Annotated in this window: 18 protein-coding genes and 1 pseudogene; 10 read left to right on the top strand and 9 right to left on the bottom strand. The window is 56.5% G+C overall.

Going from position 1 to position 23,723, the window contains the following annotated elements; genetic code table 11:
• The first annotated feature begins 12 nt into the window (after positions 1-12).
• From arnD to arnF, 3 genes are all read left to right on the top strand, one after another.
• On the top strand, positions 13-945 hold the full coding sequence (gene arnD, locus ZBT109_RS07600; protein WP_232012828.1) for a 4-deoxy-4-formamido-L-arabinose-phosphoundecaprenol deformylase: 933 nt from the start codon (positions 13-15) through the stop codon (positions 943-945).
• A gap of 121 nt (positions 946-1,066) precedes the next feature.
• Positions 1,067-1,453, top strand: coding sequence for an EamA family transporter (locus tag ZBT109_RS07595; RefSeq protein WP_267878438.1), 387 nt, complete (start codon positions 1,067-1,069; stop codon positions 1,451-1,453).
• 77 nt (positions 1,454-1,530) lie between these two features.
• Positions 1,531-1,965, top strand: coding sequence for a 4-amino-4-deoxy-L-arabinose-phosphoundecaprenol flippase subunit ArnF (gene arnF / locus ZBT109_RS07590; RefSeq protein ID WP_027706293.1), 435 nt, complete (start codon positions 1,531-1,533; stop codon positions 1,963-1,965).
• Positions 1,966-2,095: 130 nt separating this feature from the next.
• On the opposite strand, the gene ZBT109_RS07585 is transcribed toward arnF, so the two are convergent.
• The 5 genes from ZBT109_RS07585 to ZBT109_RS07560 form a co-directional block, all read right to left on the bottom strand.
• Positions 2,096-3,352: an ATP-grasp domain-containing protein gene (locus tag ZBT109_RS07585; RefSeq protein ID WP_027706294.1), complete on the bottom strand. Its 1,257-nt coding sequence runs from the start codon at positions 3,350-3,352 to the stop codon at positions 2,096-2,098.
• 47 nt (positions 3,353-3,399) lie between these two features.
• Positions 3,400-4,500, bottom strand: coding sequence for an amidinotransferase (locus tag ZBT109_RS07580; RefSeq protein ID WP_027706295.1), 1,101 nt, complete (start codon positions 4,498-4,500; stop codon positions 3,400-3,402).
• A gap of 658 nt (positions 4,501-5,158) precedes the next feature.
• Complete coding sequence (locus ZBT109_RS07570; protein ID WP_027706296.1) at positions 5,159-6,574, bottom strand: condensation domain-containing protein; 1,416 nt, start codon at positions 6,572-6,574, stop codon at positions 5,159-5,161.
• Between the two features lie 40 nt (positions 6,575-6,614).
• A complete protein-coding gene (locus tag ZBT109_RS07565) occupies positions 6,615-7,883 on the bottom strand; it encodes an MFS transporter (protein ID WP_051524239.1) in 1,269 nt (422 codons plus the stop codon).
• Between the two features lie 23 nt (positions 7,884-7,906).
• Entirely contained in the window at positions 7,907-8,845 is a 939-nt protein-coding gene (locus ZBT109_RS07560) for a sulfotransferase family protein (RefSeq protein ID WP_027706297.1), read from the bottom strand.
• 557 nt (positions 8,846-9,402) lie between these two features.
• On the opposite strand from ZBT109_RS07560, the gene otsB reads away from it, so the two are divergent.
• The 4 genes from otsB to ZBT109_RS07540 all read left to right on the top strand — a co-directional run bounded on the left by otsB (position 9,403) and on the right by ZBT109_RS07540 (position 14,694).
• Positions 9,403-10,182, top strand: coding sequence for a trehalose-phosphatase (gene otsB, locus ZBT109_RS07555; RefSeq protein WP_051524240.1), 780 nt, complete (start codon positions 9,403-9,405; stop codon positions 10,180-10,182).
• Positions 10,179-11,534 carry an alpha,alpha-trehalose-phosphate synthase (UDP-forming) gene (locus ZBT109_RS07550; protein ID WP_027706298.1) on the top strand — a complete coding sequence of 452 codons (1,356 nt, stop codon included), beginning with the start codon at positions 10,179-10,181 and terminating at the stop codon, positions 11,532-11,534. Before otsB ends, ZBT109_RS07550 begins: the two co-directional genes overlap by 4 nt.
• 346 nt (positions 11,535-11,880) lie before the next feature.
• On the top strand, positions 11,881-13,356 hold the full coding sequence (locus ZBT109_RS07545) for a GMC oxidoreductase (RefSeq protein WP_027706299.1): 1,476 nt from the start codon (positions 11,881-11,883) through the stop codon (positions 13,354-13,356).
• A gap of 33 nt (positions 13,357-13,389) precedes the next feature.
• The gene (locus tag ZBT109_RS07540) at positions 13,390-14,694 is read left to right on the top strand and encodes an aminotransferase class III-fold pyridoxal phosphate-dependent enzyme (protein ID WP_027706300.1); all 1,305 of its coding nucleotides are present in this window, start codon (positions 13,390-13,392) and stop codon (positions 14,692-14,694) included.
• Between the two features lie 266 nt (positions 14,695-14,960).
• On the opposite strand, the pseudogene ZBT109_RS07535 reads toward ZBT109_RS07540, so the two are convergent.
• A pseudogene (locus ZBT109_RS07535) lies at positions 14,961-15,977 on the bottom strand (DUF979 domain-containing protein).
• A 2-nt stretch (positions 15,978-15,979) separates the two neighbouring features.
• Complete coding sequence (locus tag ZBT109_RS07530; RefSeq protein WP_027706301.1) at positions 15,980-16,681, bottom strand: DUF969 domain-containing protein; 702 nt, start codon at positions 16,679-16,681, stop codon at positions 15,980-15,982.
• A 503-nt stretch (positions 16,682-17,184) separates the two neighbouring features.
• On the opposite strand from ZBT109_RS07530, the gene ZBT109_RS07525 reads away from it, so the two are divergent.
• Positions 17,185-17,757: a hypothetical protein gene (locus tag ZBT109_RS07525; RefSeq protein WP_027706302.1), complete on the top strand. Its 573-nt coding sequence runs from the start codon at positions 17,185-17,187 to the stop codon at positions 17,755-17,757.
• Positions 17,758-17,770: 13 nt separating this feature from the next.
• The gene (locus tag ZBT109_RS07520; RefSeq protein WP_027706303.1) at positions 17,771-19,228 is read left to right on the top strand and encodes a flotillin family protein; all 1,458 of its coding nucleotides are present in this window, start codon (positions 17,771-17,773) and stop codon (positions 19,226-19,228) included.
• 488 nt (positions 19,229-19,716) lie between these two features.
• Here ZBT109_RS07520 and ZBT109_RS07515 read toward each other — a convergent pair whose 3' ends face one another.
• Complete coding sequence (locus tag ZBT109_RS07515) at positions 19,717-20,838, bottom strand: NADH:flavin oxidoreductase/NADH oxidase (RefSeq protein WP_027706304.1); 1,122 nt, start codon at positions 20,836-20,838, stop codon at positions 19,717-19,719.
• 755 nt (positions 20,839-21,593) lie between these two features.
• On the opposite strand from ZBT109_RS07515, the gene ZBT109_RS07510 reads away from it, so the two are divergent.
• Complete coding sequence (locus ZBT109_RS07510; RefSeq protein ID WP_027706305.1) at positions 21,594-22,187, top strand: YkgJ family cysteine cluster protein; 594 nt, start codon at positions 21,594-21,596, stop codon at positions 22,185-22,187.
• A 164-nt stretch (positions 22,188-22,351) separates the two neighbouring features.
• On the opposite strand, the gene gabT is transcribed toward ZBT109_RS07510, so the two are convergent.
• Positions 22,352-23,623 carry a 4-aminobutyrate--2-oxoglutarate transaminase gene (gabT, locus tag ZBT109_RS07505; protein WP_027706306.1) on the bottom strand — a complete coding sequence of 424 codons (1,272 nt, stop codon included), beginning with the start codon at positions 23,621-23,623 and terminating at the stop codon, positions 22,352-22,354.
• Positions 23,624-23,723 lie beyond the last annotated feature (100 nt).

Raw genomic sequence — 23,723 nt, 5'->3', positions numbered from 1 at the left:
GAGGAACGCGGCATGTGCGAAGGAGTTGCTCTGCAACGACGTGGTCTCGCTCTTGATGGCATGAAGCCCATCGCTCTTCGCATTGACGTCGACACCTACCGGGGCACGCGTGAAGGCGTGCCCCGTCTGCTCGATATTCTGGCGCGCGAAGGCATTCGCGCGACGTTCTTTCTCTCTGTCGGACCCGACAATATGGGGCGTCATCTCTGGCGCCTGCTTAAGCCCAAATTTCTGATGAAGATGCTGCGATCCAACGCCGCCAGTCTGTACGGCTGGGATATCCTGTTCGCAGGTACGGCATGGCCCGGGCGTCAGATGGGAAAAGGGCTGGCACCCGTGATGCGACGCATCGTTGAAGCGGGGCATGAAGTTGGCCTGCATGCGTGGGATCACCATGCGTGGCAGGCGTGGTCGGGACATTGGGACGTTGAGCGCCAGTATCACGAGATTAAGCGTGGTGTCGATGTACTGGAGCAGATCATCGGTGAAAGGATCACCTGTTCGGCCGTGCCCGGCTGGCGGGGCAATCAGGCGACCGTGGATGCCAAGGAACGCTTTGGCTTTCGCTACAACAGTGACTGTCGCGGCGGGCGCATGTTTCGGCCGCTGCTGACGGACGGTACGATCGGTACACCGCAGATTCCCGTGGATCTGCCGACGTTTGACGAGGTGATCGGACGCGAAACGGATGCGGCCAATTTCAATGGCTATATCCTTGAGAAACTGCGCAGTTCGGCACTGGGGATCTACACGATCCATGCTGAAGTGGAAGGCATCCTGATGGCCAGCGAGTTTTCGGCGCTGATCCATTCCATGCGGCAGAACGGTATGGATTTTGTGCCGCAGAGCGCGCTACTGCCGGATGATCTATCGACGTTGCCGACCGGGCATCTGACGACCGGGCCGCTGCCTGGGCGTGAAGGCTGGGTGGGTCGCGGCCTGTAGCGTTTCCAGAAAAGGTTGCGTTTCTGAAAAGAATGAAGCCGGACGGCTTTGTTATCTCACGGCCGTGCGGTGACGGGTCGTCTCCCTTCTTTTCTTTGCAGACCGTTGGCAGGTCGCTGATGTGGCATCGCGCCTCAAGAGAGAACGTATGCTGAGTCTGATATTGCTAGTGATGTCCAGTCTGCTGGCCTGTAGTGGCCAGCTGATGCAGAAGCAGGCGGTGCATTGGTGGGCGGCACGCCCCGAACTGCAACAGGCCGGTCTGCTGCGTCGGCTGCTCAACCCTTGGTTGATCGCAGGCATCGGTGCTCTGGGCTGCGGCATGCTGTGCTGGCTCGGTGTGTTGCATACAGTGCCGCTGAGCTTGGCGTATCCCATGCTCAGCCTGAACTTTGTGCTGGTGGCCATTGCGGCACGCTGGCTGTTCGGAGAGAGGCTCTCATGGCGCTATCTGGGAGGGCTGGTGCTGATCATGGCCGGCATCGTTGTGCTGGGGGCGGAGTGGTAGCCAACAGTGGCATTACCGATACGCGGCTGCTTTCCGTCAGGGAAGCCGCCGCTTTCTTCATTGAGTGAGGAGCCTGTATGTCAACTGCTGTAACGGGGCGCTATCGGCAGGGCTATGCCTGGATCGGTGGCAGCATCGTACTGGTCACGCTGGCGCAGCTGGGGATGAAGATTGGCATGAGTCATCTGCCGACTCTGATGGCGATCTGGAGTGACGTGCAGGCGCTGGCCGTGAATGTCCTGCTGGGCTACTGGCCGTGGCTGGCGCTAATCGGCGGTGGCATTTTGGCGTACGGTATTTCAATGTGGTGCTGGCTGAATGCGCTACGGCACCTGCCGCTGAGTCGTGCTTACCCGCTGCTGAGTATTAGTTACGTGACAGTGTATGCGGTGGCGGTGGTTACACCGATCCTGCATGAAGCGTTTAAGATTCAGCACCTGATCGGGATTGCGATGATTTTGATTGGCGTGGTTGTCATCAGCCGCTGCAGCACTGCATCACCTCACCATTAGCATTTAGTGATTGATGTCGTGTCAGGTGAGCGAGAGGGTCCTCGGTGATCCAAGCGAAAAGGCATGCCCATGGGCATGCCTTTTTTGTGTCATAAAAGAGCGAAACGAGGCGTGAATGACTCGCTTAGCCTCAGTGTACGGCAGGGCGCTTGGAGGTCAGTGCGGCCTTAAAGGTTCTATAGACACGCTGCTGATCAAGCATCACCTGCTGGCGATCGCCGTGGAAGACGAACGTCGCCAGACAGTCGGAGTGGCAGAAAAATTCGCCACTGGCCAGTTCGCCCGGGGACAGCACCGAGTGGCTGACCAGCGAAGGCAGTTCATCGGCGGGGGGGATGTCGATATGGCTGACATACAGATCGCGGCGTGACATATGGCGTTTCGGGAACATGATCCAGCCATAGCCCCCTTTGCTGGCGTGCGGGGCCAGCGAACGCATCAGCCCCATCTGCAAGGCGACGTGCAACCGTCGCAGATCGACGCCGTGGGCTTCTTGCAGCAGCTCGACGATGGGGCCACCGCCGGGGCGATAAGCGATTTCCAGCAGCTCGACGTGGTCGTCATCGTTCTTGAATGCCTCGATATGATAGACACCGTCAGGGGCCTCGAAGGCCTCAACGATCGCCTCCACAAAAGGCCGCCATACCCGTGAGATATCGTCATCGGTTTCATTGAGCGAGCCGAGTGCTTCTTCGCGTAGAAAGTCGATTGGTTTGCCTTGATATTCACCGACCGATAGAAAGCTCAGCGCCTTGTCGATGACGATGGCGTCAAGGTGATAGATGGTGTTGGGGTTGTAGGTTTCCAGAAAGAATTGTTTCTCATCCATATCGCGGTAGTCGTCCTGCCGATCCAGAGCCAGCGCATCAAGTGCCGATACATCATGGAGTACCCGTGCGCCGACAGAACCAGCAAGCGAACGGGGCTTCATAATGATCGGAAACGGAATGCAGCCCGAAGAAATATCATCGGGGGTGATTTCGCGAGCTGTGGCGATACCTGCCTGTTGCGCGATGGCCTTCATCCGTTTTTTGTCGCGGAACCTGAGGGCTGTGTCGTAGTCGATGCCCGGCAGCTGCCAGCGGTCGTTGGCCCACGCCGCAATGTATAGCGCGAATTCATCGCTGGGTACCGCACGGGTGACCGTATGGTGTGCCGCAATTCGCTCGAAGGTAGCCTCGACTTCCTGATGTACGGCGAAATCGCGCACCAGATAGACATCGTCGCGCGCCTTGAGCGTGGCATCCGCCTTTTCCAGCAGGTCTTCCAGTAAATAGATGAATTGGGTGTTGTCCAGTGCACACTGAGTCTTGATGGCGTCGACCGTAGTGTCGATGTCCAGTTCTGACGAAATGATCAGCACCGTGTCACGATGGGGAATCGTCATATCATTATCCTCGGATAGGGAACAGGGCATAGGGGGGTGACGCGCCGCTAGATATAGCGTTTCAGGCTGCCGGAACGGCGCACGTCCAGCGTGGCGCAGTGGAAGGAGCCACCGAAGGTTTGGAAATGCTTGAAAGGGCAAAGAATGGTTTTGATGCCCCACGCATGGAACGCGTGGATGAGGCGCTCTTCGTCCTTTTCGACAATGACGGTACGTTCATCGAGCATCAGCACGTTGGTATGAATCCACTTGGACGTGATAAACAGCGGGTGGTCGTCAGGCAGATTGGAGGCGGGGGGCGTCAGGATCTCCCAGTCGCGGAAGATATCGGGCAGCGCTGGTACCCAGCCCTTGTTGACGATGACGCGTCCCGGGGCAATCGGCAGAATCGTGGTGTCGATGTGCATCGGGTCGGGCTCGTCGAATTCGTAGATATGGATGTGATAGCCGTCGCCCAGCGTGCGGCGCAGCCACTCAATGCCCAGGTCGTTGGTGACATGACTGCGCTGGCCGATGATGTCGCGCCCGATTTTCATGAAGTCGGCGGCATCAAACAGCGGCTCGTCATCCTTGATGATGGAGCGGAAGGGAAATTCCTGATCGAAGTCGTGCTTTTCGTCCCACAGGCTGTCCTTCAGCATGGGTTTGGGGGCCGCAACCCAGTCGGCACCCCGCTTGAAGTAGTCATTAAGCAGATCACGGAATGCGAAGATCTCGAAATAACGGCTGCGCCACGCCATCGGTACTTCGATCAGTGTGGTGCCGATGGCCAGTAGGCAGTCGCGCGGCATTGCGGAATAAAACGCGCCACCGGTTGAGAAATGCGGCGTGACGACAGGTTGATGATGGTCGACCTCGTTCGGGCGCTTCACCTTGATTCCTTCGCTGGTCAGGATCTCGGCCAGCGTATTCACCTCTTCACGGGCCTTATCCACCAGCGACTGCGGGAAGCGCTGTCCGGCATTCGTTCTGAAATAGTCACGGTAGGGTTTTGGGATAACGGCATTCATATTCGGATCCCAGTCGGGGATGCGAATATCGTCGATGACACCGACGATTACCTCCTCAAGGGGGTCCCATTCGGTGTAGACCTGCACGGGAGATGATTGCGGAGCATACGGGCGGGGTTGTTCGGCCTGAAGCGTCATTCTGGAATCCTCTTTCGATGATGAAATTCATGCTGATAAAAGAGCGTGCGAGGAACGTAACGTTGCGATATGGCAGCAGAAAGAATGATTTTTCCGCTTCCATATGACGGAGGTTATCACTTGTAAACACTTGGCCAAGTGCAAAGATCAGGGATCGAGAAGGCGATTTGGTGATGGATTGGGGGGTGGTGCAGGCAATGGTGATGAGCGGTGAAAAAGTGTTTCTTTTTGGTAAAATTGGCGGTCGTAGCGCTGTAGATACTGCCTCAAAGTGAAGGTGATGATATCGCGCTAACGATTGAAAAATGCCCGCCTTTCAATAGGAAAGGCGGCGCAGGAAGCTAGCGCGCACTGAATGAAAAAGGTTATCGAATGCGCCGTGCATACCCTGTGAGGAATATGCTTTTCTTTCACCTTTCACCTTTCACCTCTTGACGCCATAAGGGCACCGGGTAGCCTCTTCTGGCTTCTGGCTTCTGGCTTCTGGCTTCTGGCTTCTGGCTTCTGGCTTCTGGCTTCTGGCTTCTGGCTTCTGGCTTCTGGCTTCTGGCTTCTGGCTTCTGGCTTCTGGCTTCTGGCTTCTGCGCCACCCCGTCTAAGCTGCGGGCAAATCCCATCCTTGATGCTTGGTCGAGTGGGTTGGGGCGTTTTGGCAGCCTCACGATGAGGGGATATGCCATGTTGCGGTACTGGCAATAGCGTTGAGCTGGCGCTTGGCCCAGGCGATATAGTCCGCGACCACGCGGTCGGCCGCTGCCGTAGCCGGGTGGCGGTAGTCAACGATCAGTCCACCATGCGTGCGCATGAACCACAGGCAGACTTCGTCGGGGTCGTTGCTGCGGCTGTGAAAGGAGGCAACACGCCACGTTTCCCACTCGCGTGCACCGGGCACGCGGCGCAGGTCCATGAACGACACCATAAAAGTATCGCGCAGTGGCTGCTCCAGTAGCTCGGCTACCCGTGTGATCGGAACCAGCGCAAGCATTTTGAGGGCCTGAAGCCCTTGAGCGGCATGCCCTATCGCGGTCTCGAATGTTTCTTCTTCGCCCAAAGGAAAGGTGACCGGTGCCATGCCCACGTACCATCCCAAAGAGGAGGACCATTGGCTTGGCTGGGTCTGAAAGGGGGCCATAGTGTGAAAGGCTGGGTTGCCCGTCAGTTCACGGGCGGCTTTGGCGAGGCAGGCAAACAGCCCTGAGAATAGGTCACCGCCTGCTGTTCGGCACTGCTGGGTAAAGGCACGGGTATCCGCTTCATCCAGCAGTTTGAGGTAGCCACTGCGCTGAGCGGGGGCAGTGGCGTCGGGATGGCGCACATCAATCGGAAACGGCGGAAGCGTACCGCCGAACGCCTCAAGGCAGCGCCGCCAGCGCTGGATAGCCTCATTACTAGCAGTAAGTGCCTCAGCCTCGCGGCGCTCGGCTTCAGCAAAGTCTGGATAGCTCGCCGCTGGAGGCAAGGGCGCTTGCGTGCCTTGTGCCACGGCATAGAGCATGTGCAGCTCTTTGGGCAGTTTGAGTAGCCCATAGCCGTCGATGAGGGAGTGATCCACCGCTAGGCAGACCGTGGTGGCGCGACTGTGCGAGATCGTCAGCAGTAGGTAGCCTGGCCAGTGGCAAGGTCCCACCTGTTCGTCAAACAGGTCTTCAATCACGGTTGATAGCGGCTCATTTTTTGCGATGGACACTGCGGTATCCACCGTTACGTGCTCAATATCGGCAGTGCCGGGATCAAGGGTGAAGCGCTGGAGCTGGCTGTTGGCCACCGGCGCGTCGAGTGGCACGAGCCTGCTGCGCAGGGTGTCATGTCGATTGATCCAAAGACGGAGCGCGGCAGCGAAAGCATCGGCATCAAGATCGGCGGCCATCTCGAAGGTACAACCGAGCCATGAAGGTGGTGGCGTGACGCCGCTGTTGAGTGCCTCGAAAGTGCTCGACAGGCTGGCTTCTTGAAGGCAAGACGCACGGCGTGTGTCCTTACGCCACCGTTCGTCGCTCAATGGGGGGGCGATAGGACGCCATAAGGTAAGCACGCCAGAAGGCAGTGAAAGTGACGCGGTATCGACGAATTTCATGGGGCTCTCCTTGTTTCGATGATGACGAGAAGGGTGGCGCCTATTGCCGGCGGCCGTGCAGCGTCAGGTAGGGGGTACGCACCGCCCATAGGGGCGAGGCGATGACCCATAAACTGGCGCTGGCCATCAGACATGCCGCAATCGCTAGCGTAGCGGAGGTGCCGAGTGCATTGCCGCTGATCCCACCCAGCACGGCCCCCAGTGGGGCTAGCCCCCAGACCAGCGTGCGAATGCTGGCATTAACGCGTCCGTGCAGGTGCTCGGGGGCCAGTACGGAACGGATTGGCACTTGATGCACGTTGTAGACCTGCATGCCGAGCCATAGCGTGCATTGCGATAGGGCGGTCATCATCCTGCTCGGAAAGAGTGGGCAGAGCAGCGCACCCGCTGCGCTGACCGTTAGTGCCAGCGCCAGCGTGCGCCCAACCCCAAGCCGCTGGGCAATGGGACGAGCCAGCACTGCGCCACACAGGCTGCCAATGGCCGCCATGCTTGTTACCAGTCCGATCTCAGTTGCATTCATATGCAGCTGTGTAGACAAGTGCAGGATGAATACCGCGGCATAGGCGCTCTGGAAGAAGACGATAGTGACGGTTGCCAGTGTCGCTGCGCGAAGCAGTGGGGTGTGCATGACGAAGCGTGCGCCTTCGAGCGCTTCTGTCCACCAGTGGGGTGGCAGACCCTCGGTTGGTGCAAGGGGCACTAGGGCGGAGGTAGAACGGGCGGGAACGAACAGTAGCAGTACGGTCATAATCAACAGTGATAGCGCGTCGGTCAGAATGGCGATGGGAGCCGTTAGCGCACCGATCAGCCAGCCGGCCATGGGCAGTCCCATCACCACCGCGACTGACTGGGCCAGCTCAATGCGGTTCTGGGCGGCAGTCCGCAGCGAGGGCTGTACCAGTGCGGGTACCCAGGAAAGAAAGGTGATATCGGCAACCACCAGTGCTGTACCGGTCAATAGCGCCACGGCATACAGCTGTTCCACTCGAATATGTCCGCTGGACAGTGCTATCAGAGGAATGGTGATGAAAACTAGGGCCATCACAAAGTTGGCGGTCATCAGCAGCCGTCGATGTGATATCCGATCGACGAGCAGGCCCGCAAACAGCCCCACGAGCAGATAAGGAAGCCGTGCGCAGGCCAGCAGCATGCCGGTGGTGAACGCATTGGCACCGCTGGCGGCAATCGCCGTCAGCGGCAGGGCAAGCGTCGACACCTGCGTGCCCATTAGTGAAACCGACTGTCCCGCCAGCAGTAGATGAAACCCGAACGGTAGCTTGCGGGATGCGGGGTGTTCGCTTGGCATGCGTGCACCTTTCTTTCAATGAGTTATTGCCCGCTGAGGCCGTAGCCCAGACGCACCAGTTCATCGCCTGCAATGCGTTCAAACTCCACGATCTGCTGTGGCGTCAGGTCCTGCAGGTAGCGACCGTTGCGCCCGGTGTAGAGCGGCTGGCTGGCCGCGTCTGCGGCGGGGTGCCCCCAGGGGGTATCGAACAGAGAATGGCCTTGGTCGGCGTGGTGAAGTAGCGCGTCGTTCCAAGGAAGATTGAGCAGCGACAGCATGCGCTGTGCTGTATCGCGCGGGCGAGTCACCAGATCTTCGTACCTGATTTCCAGATAGCGTTCGGCCGGAGCGGCCTGACGCGTATGTGCAACGATCTCCAGCCAACCGTGGGCTGCATCGGTCACGGTGGGATAGCCCCAGTCCGGCACGGTTTTCAGGTGGGAGGCGGCCAGATCGCGCCCATCACGGATAATGTGGATGAACTGCGCGTTGGGCCAGAAGGCCGCATAGGCAGCGATATCCTTGATCTTACGTTGAAGTTTTAAGCCCCAGCGCTGGGCCCCCGTCTGTTGGCAGCGTAGTGTTCCGATGGCATCGACTAAGCGACAGCGATCCATCAGCGAGACCAGTTCACTGCCACATTCCGCCATCAGTGTGGTCACCAGACGCCTAACATCATCGCGATGCAGGCCGAAGCGTTCGCACTGGGCGACAAAGTGCACGCCATCGAACCATTGTTCCGGTATCGAAGCCTTGGTGGCTCCTTTTAGATCTTCCTCATGACCGTCCATAAAATCGCAGGCGTCAAGGATGTGCGGGCCCAGATTGACCGGCTCGGTAAAGTCGATTTCCGGCCCCACGACCAGTGAGGGGTGAGAATCCAACACCACACTCAACAGCGTCGTGCCTGAGCGATTTTCACCGCCCAGAAGTACAGGTGATGATAATAAAGGACTGAACTTATCGGCAGGGTTAGACATATATTCTCCTCACACTGGCTAAGGCATTACTTATGGAAAACACTGGGTTATGAAAATAAATAAGAATCGATGAAAAAGAAGTCTTGGCGTATCGTATGGGAAAGTAACCGTTGCATTTGAAATGCTGTTATACACCTACCACTCCCTTTCTTGACAAGCAATATGTGTAAATATTGAAATTTAATTCAATGGGGCAAGAAGTATGAAAATGACAATAATAATGAATCTATACAGAAAAACTAAAGTATAACTTGGCAGGCTTTCGAATATGGTCTTAACCTAAAAGAAACCACTGCTGATAGAGGTTGTTTATTGACTTATTGAATATTTCTATATCCTGTCCAAATGGACGGTTAGAGATAAATAACAAGATGGAACTTATTGTCTCGTGTTTATTACTACGCCCTGTCTTATTAGGCAAATAAGATGACGCTGATGCATTTAACGATGCATCACTACAGAAATATTGTCTCTGATATTAACTGGGCATCCGCTGATGCAATAGCGGTATAGGATGCCCCAAGCATGCAGCGATTCCGGTGCAGAGGAGAGAAGGTATGGAGACGGACGACGTCCCGATAGGCATCACGCTTCAGCACTATGCTTTTTTCTTTGATATCGACGGTACGCTGGCGGACATATGTTCCCGACCGGACAAGGTTCGCATCCCTCCTTCACGCCTAAGCGTGCTATCCGGCTTGGCGGGTGCCGGTGGTGCATGGGGTGTCGTGTCTGGGCGCCCCTTGGCGGAAATCGACGCACTGTTGTTCCCACTGCGCGTGCCCGCTGCTGGCGTGCACGGGGCACAGATGCGTGCAGACCCCCATCAGCCCATGGATACTGCACTTATGCCATTGCCGAGTACGCTCCTACGACAGTTACAGAACGCCGTGGCCGCCTTGCCCGGCATCCTTGTGGAGCAGAAGGGCGAAGTGGCGATAGCGGTGCACTACCGCGCTTGCCCTCAATATGAAGCAGAAGTGACGAAGCGCGTCGAGGCGCTCGTCAGGGCCGATACGCGCTGGGCCTTGCAGCACGGTAAGTGCGTAGTGGAAGTCAGGCCGGCAGCGGTTGATAAAGGCAAAGCACTGCGGGCGTTGATGCAGGCCCCCTGCTTTGCCGGACGGCGGCCGCTGTTTATTGGTGATGATCTTTCCGATGAAGCAGGTTTTGCTGCTGCGCAGGCACTGGGGGGAAAAGGTATCCGGGTCGGCGAGGGGCATACTCGGGCCCAGCATCGTCTGGCGAACCCCGATGCGCTGGAAGCGTGGCTTAAGCGCCTGATGACGCCGCAGGGTATTCGGGCGTGTGGTAACGAACGGGAGGACGCATCATGAGCAGGCTGATCATCGTATCCAACCGCGTTATGGCGCCTTCGGCAGCGGCTTGTCCCGGTGGGCTGGCCAGCGGCTTGCTGGATGCCCTGCATCAGGTGGGGGGCATCTGGTTCGGCTGGAACGGCAAGGTGGACGAAAGCACGGCAGCACTGGAGCGGCAGCAAGCAGGCAATATCACCTTCGTGACCACGTCGTTCACTCCTCGACAGTATCAGCAATACTACTGTCGCTTTGCCAACGGCGTACTGTGGCCGAGCTTTCACTATCGCACGGATCTTGCTCACTACGATCAGCAGGATTATGAGGGGTACCGGCGTGTCAATGAGATGCTAGCACTGAAGTTGAAGCCGCTGCTGCGGGACGATGACGTGCTATGGGTGCAGGATTACCACCTCATCCCGTTCGCCACGGCGTGCCGCCAGCTGGGCGTACACAACCGTATCGGCTTCTTTCTGCATATTCCTTTTCCCTGTGTGGAAGTGGCACGCACCATCCCCATGCACCAAGCGCTCTTTGGCTGTCTGGCCGACTATGATCTGGTGGGTTTTCAGACTACAAGTGATCAGCAGGCCTTTTTGGACCATGCCCGCTGCTTCGGCAGTCCCGGCGCGACGCCGACGACAGGTGTCTATCCCATCGGCATTCAGCCGCAAGCGTTTACGACGATGGCTGAAGCACACGTGGCCGAGCGGTCACTGCTCAACAGTGCGGACCGTCATCACGGGCGACAGGCCATTCTAGGCATCGACCGACTCGATTACTCAAAAGGCCTTCACGAACGCTTCCAGGCCTACGAACAGCTGCTTGATCGGTACCCTAAGCATCACCGTCGGGTCCAATTCATCCAGATTGCGCCCATCACCCGTCAGGACATCGACTATTACCGCCATATCCACGAGCGACTCAATACGCTTACCGGCAGAATCAATGGCCGTTTTGGCGACCTGGACTGGCTGCCGCTGCGCTACATCAACCAAGACTACACCCGCGACAGTTTGGCGGGACTAATGCGACAGGCACGTGTCGGTTTTGTCACGCCGCTGAGAGACGGCATGAACCTTGTCGCCAAGGAATACGTTGCCGCTCAGTCCGAACAAGATCCTGGCGTATTGGTTCTGTCTAGCTTTGCAGGCGCGGCCCATGAATTGAGCGCTGCGTTGATCGTCAATCCCTACGATCGCAGCGACGTATCGGCGGCATTGAATCGGGCATTGACCATGCCCTTGGAAGAACGCCAAGAACGCCATCGCGCAATGATGGTGGCCTTGAACAGGACCACCATTGATCGTTGGCACTCGCGTTTTCTTTCCGATCTTAATATCGCTCATCTGGCGCACGCCAATATGCGTTGAACTATATCAACGATAAATAAAGAAAATACGTTTGATTATTCCTGCAATATAGCTCGGGAGGGTAACGCTGGCGCTGAAATTACCATAACCCACAGTTCTTCCATGCTCGTTATGGCGATGTGCAGAGACTTTAAGCAATGCGACTTAACTTTGTCTTTAACTGAGAGGATTTGCATCCCCGTGTTTAAGGGAGACGTTTTTAAACCCATGCGTTTAAACCAACGACGTTGAATCAGCGACCTTAAACCCAGGATTTCAAACCCACATTATAGCGTGCCTGCGGTCATTCAAATGGCGTTTGATATACCGCAACGTATCGGTATTCCTTATATAAAGGAGTCGTGCAATGACAACCATTCAGCATATTGCGGCCTATAAGAAGCCGCTGGATGCCTTTGATGTCGTGGTTGTAGGGTCCGGACCGTCTGGCGCCACGGTAGCGCGCACCCTTGCCGAGCAAGGCAAGGCCGTACTGATTCTGGAGTTCGGAGGTCTGCCATCTCCGGGGGCAGCACTAACGCCTCACCAAGCCACGTTCACCAAGGCCGTGACCTACACCGAGCAAATGGATGGCAACCCGTGGACCGCCTGCTGTGTTGGGGGTGGCATGCAGTTTTATTCCGCTATCACTTTTCGCTACCGGGCCGCGGACTTGCGCGCTAGTCAGTTTCTGGAATCTGACATGGCCATTGACTGGCCGATCGAAATTCAGGAACTGAACGAACACTACGCGTATATCGAAGCATTGCTGGGTATTGAGCATATGGGGGATTACCCGCTGAGTGCCCGTGCGACGCGGATCGCCGCCGCCATGTCCTCGCTGGGCTACCACCCGCACCCCATGCCGCTGGCTATTCTTCCTCCGCAACACCCGCACGGGTGTGGCTACTGCGCCGCCTGTGACAGTCGCTGCTGCCCAATGGGGGCCAAGGCATCGGTCATCACGCGCTCAATCATCAATGATGACGGCCTGCCGGGCAGTATTACGGTGCTGTACGGCTGTCTGGTCAAGCGCATCCTGCAAGAAAGCGAAGGGCAGGCCAGCGGCGTGGAGTGCTATATCCCGTTCTCGTCCCAGCGTCTGCGCATACCGGTGGCGAAGGTCGTGTGCTGTAGCAATGCCATTCAGTCCAGCGCTTTGCTGCTGCGCTCCCGATCGTCTTTCGCCCCACGCGGTATCGGCAACGAGCATGATCTGGTCGGACGCGGACTGTCGCTCAAGGTCAGTGGGTATTCCATTGGATCGAATCGGCGCTGGTTGAAAGAGGCGGACCTTGCGGCGCCCCATCGAGGTGCGCCCGCTACGGTCTATACCGATGATTTCTATCAGGCTCCAGATATGCCGACCCGCTTTGGCGGACTGATCTACGAAGTGGCATCGCCGGTTCCTGAAGAGAACATCGGTCATTTAAGAATCCACTACCTGGCGGGTGATGAACCGTGGTCCCACAACCGCATCACCCTAGAAGACAAGGAAGATGAGTTCGGTATACCGATTCTCCGCTTCCAGTACCGCAACACGGCTAACGACGAAGCACGCTTGGCTTACCTCACCGCGCGGGCCGACGAGATTTTGCGTGAGGCGGGGGCGGTAACGATCCGGCATGATCGCCCGATGCACCGGAAAGGCGCTTCGCACCTGCATGGCACGGCACGCGCGGGTGTTGATCCTGCCCGGTCGGTCGTCGACCCGCTGGGCAAGGTACACGGTTACGATAACGTTTATGTCATGGACGCGTCGGTAATGAACTTTGCCGGCAACTGGAACCCGACTCACACCATCATGGCCAATGCACGACGCATGGCACTGGCACTGCGCTGACCGCGCGAAGCATCCTCACTAGGGAGAACCGTTATGGATAACCGTAGTTTGCTGGTGAAGGCGGAAGCCGTTACGGCCGCACGCCACTATGATATTGACGCTCGGCCGCCGTTCATCGTGCAGAAAGCGCAAGGGGCCTGGTTGGAAGATTGCGACGGGCGCACGCTGCTGGATATGACCTCGTCGAACGGTACGACGCTGTTCGGTTATCGCCGAGCCGAGATCGACAAGGCGATTGAGGAGCAGGTTACCCAGCGTGGCCTCATGTTTCCGACTACGCTGTCCCCGCAGCGCATTGCGCTGGCAGAGCGTCTTGTCGATCGCTATGCCGCAGCAGAAAAGGCGCTGTTTTTCCGCACGGGTTCAGAAGGCACCAGCGCGGCCATTAGGCTGGTGCGGGCCTATACCGGGCGGCGTGTCATCCTCTCCAGCGGCTATCACGGCTGGCACGATTGGCATCGCGGGTTCCGGCAGGTCTGCTGGGATGCTCAAAACGATGTGTTCCACTTCGGTTATAGCCGTGAGGTGCTTGCTCACTTGCTTGAACAGGGCCGCGGTGCGATTGCGGGTGTGATCGTAACGCCTGAACCGGGTTGGTATTCCGCAGACGATTTCAGGGCGATGTCACAGCTCTGTGTGCAGGCGGGCGTGCCGTTCATTCTGGACGAAGTGATGTCGGGGCTGCGCTATGGGCCCGCGGGCCTCAACGGTGCCGGTGTTCCGGCCGACCTGTTGGTGATTTGCAAAGGGCTCGCTAATGGAATGGCGCTGTCGAGCGTGGCCGGGAAGGCCGATATCATCGACGCCTATGATGCTGCGGGGTTGGCAGGTACGTACAACAAGGAGGTCACGCCGATGGCGGCGGCATTAACGGCGCTTGATCTGCTGGAAGACGGAGCCCTGCACCGATCCGCGCAGATGATAGGCACCGCGCTTATGAACGAGCTGCAGCAGCAAGCCGATCACGCGGGTATCCCGCTCTGGGTGACGGGAGCCCCGCTGATGTTCAAGACGGTATTCGGCAGCGAGGCACTGGGCGACGCCGTGGGTCAGGCCTGTTTCGAGCATGGACTGTTTCTGGAGTGCAACGGCACGCATATGATCAACTTCGCGTTCGGTGAGCGCGAAAAAGATCATGCGGTGGCCGCCTTTGCTCAAGCCTTGCGGGAGGTTGTGGCTTCAGGTGCCGCCGATGGGCTGGTCGGTACACGAATCGTCAACGAGCAGCGCAAGGCCTATGCGCGCCGTGCGCTTGGCGCGGTATTCGAAGACGATGATATCGACGTGCCGATGGCGCATGGGCTGGCTGCTATCGAAAAGCATCTACGCACCTCTTAAGAGACAGTTTTATAACCTGAGTGATGGTCTTTTACCCTTTCTACAATAGAAGGCTTCTACCGCAATTTGTGGTTTGGAGTCCCTTCAATGACATGGGTATTGGGGTTATGAAACATGCTTTAAGGGAAGCGTCATGGCGATGCCGTGTGTTGTGAGGCAAATAGCCGAAGGGTACTGATGCGAGTGCTGGCCCCACTAACCTGACAGAAAGGGATGGCACGATAGTGTCCATCCCTTTTCATCATGACGTTGGCGAAATGTGAGGGTTACAGGAACATCAGGTAGTACAGCAGCAGGATGTTCACCCCGAGCAGCACGATGCCGGTGGGCCGCTGTGCCTTGATGACCCCATTCCTATCCGGCAGTTCCAGCAGGGCCGCGGGCACGATGTTGTAGTTGGCGGCCATGGGGGTCATCAGTGTGCCGCAGTAGCCGCAGAACATACCGATTGCTGCCATGACGGCGGGATCACCACAGTAGTGGCCGACCAAAATTGGCAGACCGATGCCTGCTGTGGCAATCGGAAAGGCCGCAAAGGCGTTGCCCATGATCATAGACAGTAGAGCCATAACGACGGCGTACAGCGCCACCATCGCAAAGCGGCTGTCCAGTGCCAGATAGTGCTGGGTCAGGTAGGCAATATCGGTATCGATATCCGCGGCAACGAACACCAGTCCTAGCGTTGCCAGTATCTGGGGCAGAATGAAGGCCCAGCCGATCGAATCCAGCAGACGTCTTGCTTCTTGCAGCGATTGCTGCGGTTTTTCACGGGTCATGCGTAGCGCGATTAGCCAGCCCAGTAGGCAGCCCAGTGTCATGGACGTCAGGGTGATCAGCGTGGAATGGTTGCCCTCGCCGAACACGGCCCGCTGCAGCCCCGGCACATAGGTGAAGGCCACTACGCCACCTGCTGTCATCACGGGAATCATCAGCGTAGGAATGAACAGACGGTTCTTGAACGTTCGTGCACTCTACTGGCGCTGTGCGTCGCTGCGGGCATGATAGCGGCCCAGTCGCACTCCGCCGAAGCCAGCGATCAGTGCCATCACGACCACCACCATACCCACCCCGACATGCAGCGTTCGTGCTCCGGTCGAGCCAAGCGGTGTGATGGGGTCCAACAGTGGAATCGCCCAGTCATCGACGAGGAAGATCAGTCCGTACAGTCCCCAGAACAGGCCGGTAAACCAGCGGCGCGGGTTGCCTTTGTCACGGCACGACATGACAGCGATAACGAGCAGCAGCAAACCCGCTAGGGTAAAGAGATACTGTTGCTTGAACATCTCTATCCCTCCCTCGTGGTTCGCAGTAGTGCAAGCGTATGGTCAAGACGGTGCAGGCGCCATGCATGGATCACGAATGCACAGATTGCGGTCGGAATGCCCCACAACGCGATGTGCAGCGGTTCTAGCGTAATGCCACTGGCCTGCTGGATGACGTTGTGCATGAACATGATCGCACCAAAGGCCACGAAGATATCTTCACCGAAGAACACACCCACGTTGTCCGTGGCGGCAGCCATGGCGCGCAGCTTATAACGTACCGTGTCCGAGAGTGCACCGTAGCGGCTTTCGGCAGCACCTTCTGCCATGGGGGCCAGCAGCGGGCGCACCATTTGTGGGTGTCCGCCAAGACTGGTCAGCCCCAGCGCCGCGGTCATCTGGCGAGCCAGTAGATAGATGATCAGTAGCCGCCCAGCAGTGGCACTGCGGATACCCGCAATCCAGTCCTGTGAACGCTCCTTCAGCCCGTAGCGCTCTAATAGACCGATGACGACCAGCGGCAGCAGCAGGATCAGGGCCAGATTACGTGTGCTTAAAAAACCAGCGCCCAGCTTGTCGAGGATATCTGCCAGCGACATGTGAGCGGCCAGCCCCGTAACGACCCCAGAGGTCACCACCACCAGCACGGGATTGAATTTCAGCAGGAAGCCGAGCGAGATGACTGCGATACCGATCAGCGGCCATAGATTGACAGTGTCATGCATGAGAGGGCCTCTTCATGATAGGCAGGTGAGTAAAAAGCGCGCATTGTGCCAAGGGCCATGCATACGCGATGTAGCGGCTAGAATTCGCTTGAATGGTTTATGCAACAACTACGCCATATAAATAGTTTCCAGAAGACGTAATAAGAGCGTGTTTCATAGCCCCAATGCCATATCGTTGAGGAGATTTAAAACCACAAAACTGCGGTAAAAGCTGTTTATTTTAGAAAGAGTAACAGCCATTACTAAGGTTGTGAAACAGTCTCTAAGCGCACTGTTAAAATAAAGAGATATCGTCTCTTAAACATCTGTCGCCATGTTTATACAGTGTTTTTATATATAACAGTTTGATGTTTTTATATTATGTGTGAATCATTTATCAGAAAGAGAAATAAAAGAGAGTGATGCAACGGTAAAAAATGGCCATGATAATATTATGGTTTTCTTGTGCACTATATGGATTTTCCTTAAAATGAACGCTCTGTTTTCAGAGGAGGAAATAGCGCTTGGCCAATTTGCATTTCAGTACCCTGCTGGTATTCGCATTGGTGTGCACTGCCTTGTTCTTCCTGCATTTCATCGTGAGCCTGTTCCTTGGTGATGGTCATGACGATGCCGTGTCGGCGGGGCTAGAGAATCTGGATTCCATGGCTGGAGGATTTTCTATCTTTTCGCTGTTCACGCTCTCCGGGCTGCTTTCCGGTAGTTCCATTGCGCTTTGGACTTATCTGTTGTTCGATGATGCTTCCTATCGTGCCATGCTTATCGCACTGGCGGCCGGCGTGGCCACGCTCGTGGTATATGGTGGTCTGCGAAAATGGATAAGACTGCTCGATAGGCCGGGTATGCCTGAGGCCCTCATCGTCGAAAGGGGGGATGAAGGGGTGGTATATATCAGGATTCACGCCAATGGACAGAAAGGGGGGCAGGCTTACTTCGATAAGTATCATCAGCGTCGTACGTTCGATGCAATTACAGAAGAAGGTCAGCCTATACCGTCATCCACGCGGGTTACCGTAGTGGATGTTATCGGTGAGGCGTCAGATAACCCCATCATCAAAGTAAAAACACATTTATAAGGGAAACGTTTCAATGGATACATCTTCATTGTCGGCAATGATGATCCCCGCTATCTGCGTGGTGTTGTTGCTGTCGATCTGCCTTTTCATTTCCAAGTCTTATAAGAAGGTCCCCAACAACGTACTGATGGTCGTGTACGGTGTTTTTGGGCGCAAGAAGAATAAGAACGTCGACAGCGTGGGCCAGGCACCGCAGAAAGTGTGTCAGGGTGGCGGTATTTTCGTCATTCCGTTCCTGCAGGACTATCGTCAGATGAGTCTGGCGCCGCTGACGGTCTCCGTTGATCTGAAAGAAGCGCTAACCATTCAGAAGACGCGTGTTGATATTCCGGCGACCTTCACCGTCGCGATTCCGACTGACAAACCGTCGATTCTGAACAATGCCATTAATCGCCTGCTGGGCATGACCAGCGCGCAGATCATTGAGCAGGGCAACAACATCATCATCGGTCAGCTGCGCCATGTCATTTCGCGCATGAAGATCGAAGATATTATCAGCGACCGTGATAAGTTCTTGGAGCTGGTCAACGAAAGCGTTGAGCTTGAGCTGAACAAAATCGGTCTGACCATCATCAACGTCAACATCAAGGACATCCTTGATAACAACGACGTGATCAACTCGCTGGGGCAGCGTGAGACGGCGCGTACCATCGAAAGCGCGCGTATCGACGTGTCGCAGCAGCAGCGCATCAGTGCGATGGGGATCGCTGAGAACGAGAAAGAGCGTGAGATTGGCATCGCGCGTGCTGAAGCGCAGAAGACCATCGGGGTTCAGGAAGCGCACCGTGACTCGACCATTCGTCAGGCTGAAATCCAGGCGGAACAGGTTTCCAAGGAAAACGAGTCGAAGAGCCTGATTGCTCAGTCCGAGTCCGAGCTGGCGGTCAAGATGGCTGATGCTCGTCGCATCAGTGAGATTGCAGCGGCTGAAGCCGATACGCGTGTGGCCATGGAGCGCCAGAAAGCGGAACAGGCACGCATTGAGAAGGAAGCGATTCCGACGGCCAACGTCGATAAGCGCAAACTGGAAATCGCATCCGAGGCATCGGCGGCTCAAGTTCGCATTGCCGCCCAAGGTGAGGCTGAGGGCATTCGCATCAAGGCCGAAGCGGAAGCCTACAGTATTGAACAGCAGTACCGTGCTCGCTCTGAAGGTATCGCCAAGCTGGTGGAGGCGTTCGGTGGCGACAGTGAGAAGGTCATTCAGTTGCTGTTGCTGGATAAGTCCGAATCACTGGCGGCTATTCAGGCGGAAGCAATCAAAAATCTCAAGATCGACAGCCTGAACGTACTGGGCGGCAGCAATGGCGAGAAGGAAGGCAGTGGGGCGCTGACGAGCCTGTTGAAAGACTACGTTGGCTCCGTACCGCTGACCAGCAACTTCCTCAACACGATGGGCTACGAACTGCCAAAGTACATCGTCGAGAAGCAGCCCAAAGAGAGTGGCGTTGCCACTGACGAATCGCTATAAGCGGTAACGTTGCCGTGTCCGATGAATTAACGATGACGGTACTGGTATAGACGTCATTGAGAAAAGGCCCTGCGGGGCCTTTTCTTATTGCGGAAAGATTTTCTGTAGCGCGCAGCACCGCTGACACTAATGCCACTGTGGAAACGACGGCCGATGAGTGTGCTTCCCAGTAAGCCTCGGCACAAAGAAGGGAAAGGCGCTCACATTTAGAGCGTGTTTCATAACCCCTATACCCATGTCATTGAGGAGATTTCAAACCACAAATCTATGGTAAAAGCCGTTTATTTTAGAAAGGGCAATGGCCATTACTCAGGTTGCGAAACAGCCTCTTATTGCGCCTTTCTTGCTAAAGACCCTTCATCCAACCGCATTGCCGCATAAGGTATGTCCTGTGGCTAGAAGTTTCTCTCCTATGGTCGATTCAATCACCTGCCGGTGCTCTTGCACAGCCCTTCCTGTGAGGTGCTAACGAGCTTTCGCATCGGCCTTCAGCGCTGCCCACGAATCCTGAACGTGCCGTTCAATACCGATGGGTGACCACGCCAGTACTGCGGGCTCACTTCGATTGAGGCGCCGAGCTTAGCCGCGGCATGCCACGGCCAGCGGGGGTCATACAGCATGCCGCGTCCGATACCGACTAGGTCGACATCGCCGACCGCCACGGTGGCTTCGGCCAGCTCAGGCGTCGTGATCAGACCTACGCCCATCACCGGAATGTCATCAATGGCGGCCTTGATCGCGCGAGCCAGTGGGATCTGGTAGGCCGGATAGTCGTCCAGCACCTGACGTGGGTCCAGCCCGCCTGAGGTGACGTCGATAAAGCTGCCTTTGTGTGCTTCGATCTCGCGGCAGAACGCCTGGGACTGTTCGATATCCCAGCCACCCTCTACCCCGTCTGTGGCGGAAATGCGCACACCTACCGGAATGTTCGATGGCACGACGTCACGCACGGCGGCGAAGACTTCCAGTGGAAAACGCATACGTTTCTGCAGATTGCCGCCGTACTGATCGGTGCGCTGGTTGGACAAGGGGGACAGGAACTCGTGCAGTAGGTAACCGTGTGCCGCGTGCACTTCGATCAGGTTAAAGCCCAGATTGACCGCGCGCCGTGCGGCATCGACAAAGGCCTGCCTGATGTGGCTGATGTCATCCAGACCCATTTCACGCGGTGTCTGATACCCCTCGGCATAAGGCAGTGCAGATGGTGCGATGGTTTGCCAGCCCTCTGGCTGATGGGGGGCAATCTGCGCGCCTTTCTTGATCCAAGAACGATGGCAGGATGCCTTGCGGCCTGCATGGGCCAGCTGGATACCCACGGGCATTTCACTGTAGCGGCGCACGCGACCGAGGATATCAGCGAACGCTGCTTCAGTATGATCGTCCCACAGCCCAAGATCGTGAGCGCTGATACGGCCCTCGGGGCTGACCGCCGTACCCTCGACGATGAATAGACCTGCACCGGACTGCAGCATGTTGCCCCAGTGCTGGGTGTGCCAGTCGGTGGGCTTACCGTCATGGGCGGAGTACTGGCACATGGGTGGAATGACGATACGGTTGTCGAGCGCTAGCGCGCCAATCCGGTTGGGTTGGAATAATACGGGAGTGGACATGGCGACTCCTGTAGTCGCAGACAGTGGAAAGGCAGGGTTGCCCTATGCCTGTAAAGTAAGGCTTATCCTTTGACTATAGCACCTAGAAAGAAGGAGGGAACTTGCGCAGATCTAGGAAAAGAATAGCCGATGAGACGCTATCAAAGATAGAGACAAATTACCTTCGGCTCCCATATCAAGCGAGCAGCGTTGAAGTGATGTTGTCACTACGAAAGATAAATAAAGGGTTCTTTGCAAAACGATAAATTGGTTGTGCATCAGGGTAACATCAACCTACATTTTCATCATGTTGTACAAGCGGGATGCTCTTAGAGGCTGTTTCATAACCTGAGTAATGGCTGCTGCCCTTTCTAAAATAAACGGCTTTTACCGCAGTTTTGTGGTTTGAAATATCCTCAATGACATAGGCATGGGGGTTATGAAACACGCTCTTAATAAGACCCGCGCGGTGGTCAAGGCTGCTTATCTTGGCCTATTTTACTGACATCACTGTCTGGTTTAACTGAATAGAGATACTCGTCACTCAGAGTAGGTGCCCATGGGGAAGTGATACGGTTGTAGCCGCTGGGGGATGCCGTGCTGAAATGCGTGGTGGGGTGCGTCGTAACGCAGCACCTGCGCCGCGGCTGGGGTCGTCGGTCGTATACTGCCGCCATTCTACTGTATTGACGCCAAGCGCCACGTTGGATTTGTCCCAGCGCGGCGCTTGTTGGTTAGTCAGGGTCATTTCCCACTGTAAATGGACAGGATAAGCGATGGATACGATCGACAGAGAAGAGGTCGACGAGGTATGTGCGTTGGCAGAGGCCGGGCAACAGGACTATGACGCCCGCTTCGAACTGAGCCGCATGCTGTTGGAGCCTATTGAGGACGAAGCCAGTGACTCGAAGATGATCGCGTGCTGCAAGGGCTGCGATCACTGTTGCCACTTGCGTATCGAAGCCTACGAGTTTGAACTGGACAGCATCCATGCCTATTATCTGCGCGAGCTGAACAGTGAGCAGCAGGCAAAGATCAAAGAAGCTATCGTCGAGCGCTATCCGATCGTGAAGGATCTTGGGGATCAGGAACAGCGTAGCATCAATGTTCGCTGTCCTTTCCTGATCGACAGCCAGTGCAGCATCTATCCGGTGCGCCCCATGTCCTGTGCCGGTTACAACTCATGCGATGATTCGCTGTGCAAGCGTTCCAACGATGACCCCAACGATACTAGCTTCGGCATCCCGCAGGACCAAAACATTGGTTATATGAAAATGCGACAGATGGCTCTGGTGCAGATGGCACTGGATTTATCATTCGAAGAAGAGCGCGAGATCATCAGCGGTATGCATCGTCGACTGTTTGGCTGATCGCGAAAGCCTCGTGACCACTGTGTTGTTTGATATCCGGTATCGCTGACCTGTTCGAGCGAGGCGATGGCCCTCTTTTATAGGTACGACCTGATGGTGGTCCGAGGGGAGTGTAATGCTGGCAAGGGGGCGGAGCAGGCGGTTGCCTGCTCCGATGAGGAAAATTACCCGAAGGTAGCAAGCCCGTTTTCGATAATGGTCAAGCCTTCTTCCAGCACCTCTTTCTGTACGGTTAGCGGCACCAAAATGCGGATGGTATTGGCGAATACCCCGCACGACAGCAGGATCAGGCCGTGCTCACGAGCGTAGGCCGTCAGGGCCTTGGTTCGTTCGGCACAGGGTTTGCCGTTATCGTCGACCAGTTCGAAGGCGGCCATGGCCCCGAGGTGGCGGCCGTGTGCCACGCAGGTAAATCGGGCTTCCCATTCGCGGAAACGAGCGATCAAGGCATCCCCTAGCAGAACGCTTTTTTCAAGGATGCCGTCATGCTGGATAACGTCCAACACCGCCAGTGCGGCCGCGCAGGACAGCGGGTTGCCGCCGTACGTGCCACCCAGCGACCCTGGGCCGGAAGCGTCCATGACCTTGGCACTGCCCACGACGGCCGCCAGCGGCATGCCATCAGCAAGGCTTTTGGCCATTGTCATGATGTCGGGCTGAACGCCACTGTGCTCGATGGCGAACAGGCGACCGGTGCGCGCAAAGCCGGATTGGACTTCGTCGACAATCATCATGATGCCGTGCTGGTCGCACAGTTCACGCAGTTTGCGCAGGAACGTCGCCGGGGCCGGATAGAAGCCACCTTCCCCTTGCACGGGTTCGATGACAATGGCCGCTACGCGTTCGGCAGGAATGTCAGTGCGGAAGCGAGCGTTAATGGCCGCGATAGCGTCGTCTTCGCTGACGCCGTACCACGCATTGGGGAACGGTACGTGGAATACCTCGCCCGGCATGGGGCCGAATTCGCCCTTGTAGGGCCACACCTTGCCGGTCATGGCCAGTGTCAGCAACGTACGGCCGTGGAAGCCGCCTTCGAAGGTGATGACGCCGCTACGGCCAGTGGCGGCACGTGCAATCTTGACCGCGTTTTCCAGCGCTTCTGCACCAGAGTTGACCAGCAGCGCTTTGCGGTCCGGCCCGCGTGTCGGGGTCAACTGGCACAGCCGTTCCGCTAGCGTCACGTACGGCGCATAGGTGATGACGCCGGCGGCGGTGTGCATCACTTTGTCGAGCTGATCCTTGACTGCCTTAACGACGTCAGGGTGGCGGTGCCCCAGATTAAGCACGCCGATCCCGCCAGCGAAGTCAATCAGGCGTTGGCCATCTTCATCCCATATCTCTGCATTTTCTGCGCGGGCTGCAAATTGTTTGGCACTGCTAGCAGCTCCACGTACGACATAGCGTTGCTTGAGCTCTTCAAGTTCATTGTTATTCATGAAGAATGTCATCCTTTTCCAAAGACAAACAAGATAGTGCTTAAAGCCGAATCAGAAGCCTGGGCCCAACGGTGTCGTGTGCACCCCAACCATGGATGGG

Source organism: Zymobacter palmae, assembly GCF_003610015.1.
Classification (GTDB): domain Bacteria; phylum Pseudomonadota; class Gammaproteobacteria; order Pseudomonadales; family Halomonadaceae; genus Zymobacter; species Zymobacter palmae.
The sequence above is the reverse complement of the archived record's forward strand: the minus strand, read 5'-3'. Positions and strand labels throughout refer to the sequence as shown.